At 72.1% G+C, this 4,778-nt stretch carries 3 protein-coding genes; 2 read left to right on the plus strand and 1 reads right to left on the minus strand.

Annotated features, from left to right (window positions below):
* Positions 1 to 1,248, plus strand: a 1,248-nt coding sequence (locus tag GKQ77_RS27880) for a site-2 protease family protein (RefSeq protein ID WP_258022080.1), incomplete at its 5' end; no start/stop codon positions are given.
* Positions 1,249 to 1,266: 18 nt separating this feature from the next.
* Here GKQ77_RS27880 and GKQ77_RS27885 read toward each other — a convergent pair.
* Positions 1,267 to 3,399, minus strand: coding sequence for an NACHT domain-containing protein (locus GKQ77_RS27885; RefSeq protein ID WP_219691693.1), 2,133 nt, complete (start codon positions 3,397 to 3,399; stop codon positions 1,267 to 1,269).
* Positions 3,400 to 3,708: 309 nt separating this feature from the next.
* Between GKQ77_RS27885 and GKQ77_RS27890 the strand changes: the two genes are divergently transcribed.
* Positions 3,709 to 4,611, plus strand: a complete 903-nt coding sequence (locus GKQ77_RS27890; RefSeq protein ID WP_125511707.1) for a tRNA (adenine-N1)-methyltransferase — start codon at positions 3,709 to 3,711, stop codon at positions 4,609 to 4,611.
* Positions 4,612 to 4,778 lie beyond the last annotated feature (167 nt).

Genomic DNA, 4,778 nt, shown 5'->3' on the forward strand with positions numbered 1-4,778 from the left:
GCCCCCGCCTCCCTGGTGAAGGCCCCGCCCGAGGCCTACCGGAGCGCCCAGGTACCGCCCTCCCACGGGAAGGGGGCTCCGGGCAAGGCCCCCAAGGGGCCGGGAGGCGGGCTGCTCATGGGCAGGCCCTTCGGCGTGCCCGTCTACGTCGCCCCCAGCTGGTTCCTCGTCGCCGCCCTCATCACCTGGGTCTTCGGCGCCCAGCTCGACCGCGTCCTGCCCGAGCTCGGCGGCACCCGCTACCTCGTGTCGCTCTTCTTCGCCGTCGCCTTCTACGCCTCCGTACTCGTCCACGAACTGGCCCACACCGTCGCGGCCCTCCGCTTCAAGCTGCCGGTGCGCCGCATCCAGCTCCAGTTCTTCGGCGGAGTCTCGGAGATCGAAAAGGAGTCCGAGACCCCGGGCCGGGAATTCGTCCTCGCCTTCGTCGGCCCGCTCCTGTCGCTCGTGCTCGCCGGTGTCTTCTACGCCGGCATGCGCTTCGTCGAGCCCGGCACCGTCCCCGGCGTCCTGCTCGCCGGACTGATGATCTCCAACCTCATCGTCGCCGCCTTCAACCTCCTGCCGGGCCTGCCCCTGGACGGCGGCCGCATGCTGCGCGCCGTCGTCTGGAAGATCACCGGCAAGCCCATGAGCGGCACCATCGCCGCCGCCTGGGTCGGCCGCGCCCTCGCCATCTCCGTACTGATCGGACTGCCCCTGCTCAACCAGTCCGGCGCCCTCGGCGGCGACGCCCAGGAGATCGGCGGCATGAACACCGTCACCGACGCCCTGCTCGCCGCCATCCTCGCCGCGATCATCTGGACCGGCGCCGGGAACAGCCTGCGCATGGCCCGCCTGCGCGAACACCTGCCCGAGCTGCGCGCCCGCACCCTGACCCGCCGCGCCGTCCCCGTCGAGTCCGACACGCCCCTCTCCGAGGCGCTGCGCCGGGCCAACGCCGCCGGGGCCCGCGCCCTCGTCGTCGTCGACCCCGACGGCGACCCGATGGCGCTCGTCCGCGAGGCTGCCATCGTCTCCGTCCCCCAGCATCGCCGCCCCTGGGTCACGGTCAGCGGCCTCGCCCAGGACATCACCGAGGGCATGCGGATCTCCGCGGAACTCTCCGGAGAGGAACTGCTCGACACCCTGCGGGCCACCCCCGCCACGGAGTACCTCGTCGTCGAGGACTCCGGCGAGATCTACGGAGTGCTCTCCGCCGCCGACGTCGAACGCGCCTTCGTCAAGGCGATGGCACGCCCTTCCTGAGCACCGCCGCTCTCCCCTTCAGCGATCAGCCCTCACCCTGTGCCGGTCGGCAAGGCGGTCCTGAAGCCGCGCATGGCGGAACTCGTACACCGCCCCGGCCTGGCGCAGCACGCCGCGCTGATGGGCATCGTCGAGGAAGCGCATCAGCCGCCAGGGCAGGCGGCCGCGCAGAGCCAGCCAGGTCCGGCTGAGCGAGTACCAGCCCCACGTACTCGCCGCGAGGCCGGTCTGGAAGCGCCCGGCGAGCCGCCCGGCCACGCCCAGGGCGAAACCGCCGCCGAGCCCGGCGGTCAGGGCCCAGGTGAGGCCGGCGTCGAGGCCGAAGCCGTACCGTCTGGCGGCGAGGCCGGCCAGCAGGCCCGCACTGAGGGATTCCACGATGAGCCTGACGGCGCTGACCAGCCGGTCATTGCGCAGCGAGGCCTGAGCGCCGGGAGAGCGAATGGTGTCGGCCGGGGTGTTGAGCCACATCATGGCCGCGAAGGCGATGCCGACGCTCAGGCCCGCACTGCCGGCGGTCTTCATCGCGGACCCGAGACCGCCTCCCATGTCGACCCCGAGCCCCGCCGCGAGGCCGAAGGCGAAGGCGGCCCCGGCTCCCATCGTGAGGCCGACGACCAGGCCCAGGACGAGTTTTCTGCCGAACAGCCTTATCCGGCCGCGTATTTGAAGGTTGACATAGCCGGGATGGGAGGGAGCCATGGCCAGCAGGCCCGCGCTGAGGCCGCCCGCGAGGCCGGCCGTCATGCCGACGGAAAAGCCGGCCCCGACGGCCACACCGAACCCGGCGACAGCTCCCGTCAGCAGCTCAAGCACTATGCCGATGACTCGCCGTACGGTGGTGGGGACGATCCAGTGCAGTTGCCACCAGGCCAGTTCGCGCGTCGCGTGCCGATCCATCCTGGTGGCCAGGAACGTCAGCCACCGGCAGGCCAGTTCCGGTGGGTACGGGCGCAGTTCGCCGCTCGGCCGGACATCCGGGGGCGGGGGCGGATGGTGGATGTAGGCGGAGGGGATGAACGCGTCGAGCAGATGCCCCTCGATGGCCGCCTGGTCCCCGAAGCGGGCGGTGTCGAGCAGTTCGGCGGGTTCGGCGGTGGGCGGGGCGTAGATGACGCGGGCCAGGGCCGCCATGAGCGGTGAGGACAGCGCCTGGGCGAGCGGCCCGCCGGGAGCGGCGCGCATATGGGACAGCACCGGCGTCCACCGGTCCGCGCCCGCGACGCCGCCCTCGGTCAGGAACGCGGCGACCTCGCGCACGCCGACCGGTTCCAGCTCGACCACCGCCGCGGCGGTCAGCACCGTGCCGTCGGCGGCCACCGCGGCCTCGTACTCCTGACTGCGGCACGTGATCACCAGAGGGGAGCCGGGCGGGGTCTGGTCCAGCGCGTCGATCGCCGCCGCGTGCAGTTCGGCGGGGATCTCGTCCAGGCCGTCGAGGACCGGCACGACATGGCCGTCGGTGACCAGCCGGGACGCTGCCTGGGGACCGAAGATCTCGAAGTTCACCAGGGCCGGGTAGTCCTCGACGAGGCGACGGATCACCCATGCGTGCAGGCGCTCGGTGCGCGGATCCCACGAGGAGAGCGACAACAGCACCGGGACCGGCCCTCCGTGGGCGCTGCGGTGCCGCAGCAGTCCCAGGGTGAGCAGAATCGCCAGTACGGTCTTGCCCGCCCCCGGGGCGCCGAGCAGCACCAGCCTGCGCTGGGGCAGCCGCAGGTACTTCTCCGCCACGTCGTCGATCCCGCCGCGCAACCGGAGCCGTAACGGCCGCCCGCCCACCGCGCCCTCACCGAGGACCGCGGCCGCGGAGGCGGACACCGGGCGACCGGTGGAGGACCAGCTGACCTGGAGCGGCTGTGGGCGGTGCAGTACGCGCGTCTGGGCCTCGGCACTCCACTGGTTGTGAACTGTTCGCGCCAGTTCCTGCGCCGCGTGGCGCAGCCGCTCCTCGCCTTCGCTCCCGGGGCGCGGGTGCGCGGCCGCCTCCTGACGGCGGCGCACCTCCAGCACAGCCGCGATTCCCGCCGCCGCGACGGCGACGGGCCAGGCCAGCCACAGATGCGGCCGGATCTTCTCCGGTACGGAATTGCTGGCGATGTTGGTGGTCAACGGAACCACCAGCACGGTCAGCACAAAGATCGACACGACTGTGAAGTGCGAGGGACCCCTCACCGGCCGACACCTCCCCGGCGTCGCGTCCCCCCAGCATGCCGAGCCAAGTGGCCTGATGTGGCCCCTTGCCGGAAGTGCCACCACGACTTCACCGCACCAGCCACATCCGTGCACTCCCACCCGGCATCCGCCCTGACACGCGCCGTCGCGTGCGCGGTAGCGACCGGCTGGACAGGCGTGGACCGGGGGCCGACCGGGCCGAACCGCACCCGGGACCCCGCCCGAGATCCCCCACCGGAAGCGGTGGTCCGAGGGCCCCGCCACGGCCGGTAGTCTGGTCACATGTCCGAACCGACCGGTGCCGCCCGCCGTCGCGGGCCCTTCAAGGTCGGGGACCAGGTCCAGCTCACCGACCCCAAGGGACGCCACTACACGTTCACGCTCGAGGCCGGGAAGAATTTCCACACCCACAAGGGTTCCTTCCCCCACGACGAGCTGATCGGCGCTCCCGAGGGCAGTGTTGTCCGAACCACGGGAAACGTCGCCTACCTGGCGCTGCGCCCCCTGCTCCCCGACTACGTCCTGTCCATGCCCCGCGGCGCCGCCGTGGTCTACCCCAAGGACGCGGGGCAGATCCTGGCCTTCGCCGACATCTTCCCCGGCGCACGCGTCGTCGAGGCGGGCGTGGGCTCCGGCTCGCTCAGCAGCTTCCTGCTGCGCGCCATCGGCGACCAGGGAATGCTGCACTCCTACGAGCGCCGCGAGGACTTCGCCGAGATCGCCCAGCAGAACGTGGAGCGCTACTTCGGCGGCCCCCACCCCGCCTGGCAGCTCACCGTCGGCGACCTCCAGGACAACCTCAGCGACACCGAGGTCGACCGCGTCATCCTCGACATGCTCGCCCCCTGGGAGTGCCTGGAGGCCGTCTCCAAGGCGCTCGTCCCCGGCGGCATCCTCTGCTGCTACGTGGCGACCACCACCCAGCTCGCCAGGACCGTCGAGTCCATCCGCGAGATCGGCGGCTTCAACGAGCCGACCGCCTGGGAATCGATGATCCGCAACTGGCACATCGAGGGCCTCGCCGTCCGCCCCGACCACCGCATGATCGGCCACACCGGCTTCCTGCTCACCGCCCGCCGCCTCGCGGACGGCGTCGAGCCCCCCATGCGCCGCCGCCGCCCCGCCAAGGGCGCCTACGGCGAGGACTACTCCGGCCCGAACGCCGACGGCGGCACCCCGCGCTGACCCGCGCGAGGGACCCCGTCCAATGAGCAGGCGCCGCCGCCGAGTTCCCTGACCGACCAGGGAACTCGGCGGCGGCGCCGTTTCGTTGACAGGACACCAGCCGCGTACCAAAAGAGGTCCGAGTACCCACGGACCCCGGTGTTCCACCTCACTGTGAGCTATGGCAC

Origin of the sequence: Streptomyces anatolicus (genome assembly GCF_019400875.1) — a bacterium.
GTDB classification, from domain to species: domain Bacteria; phylum Actinomycetota; class Actinomycetes; order Streptomycetales; family Streptomycetaceae; genus Streptomyces; species Streptomyces anatolicus.

Coding starts and splice junctions, on each gene's coding strand:
- GKQ77_RS27890 (WP_125511707.1), top strand. CDS start 3,709: ATGTCCGAACCGACCGGTGCCGCCCGCCGTCGCGGGCCCTTCAAGGTC.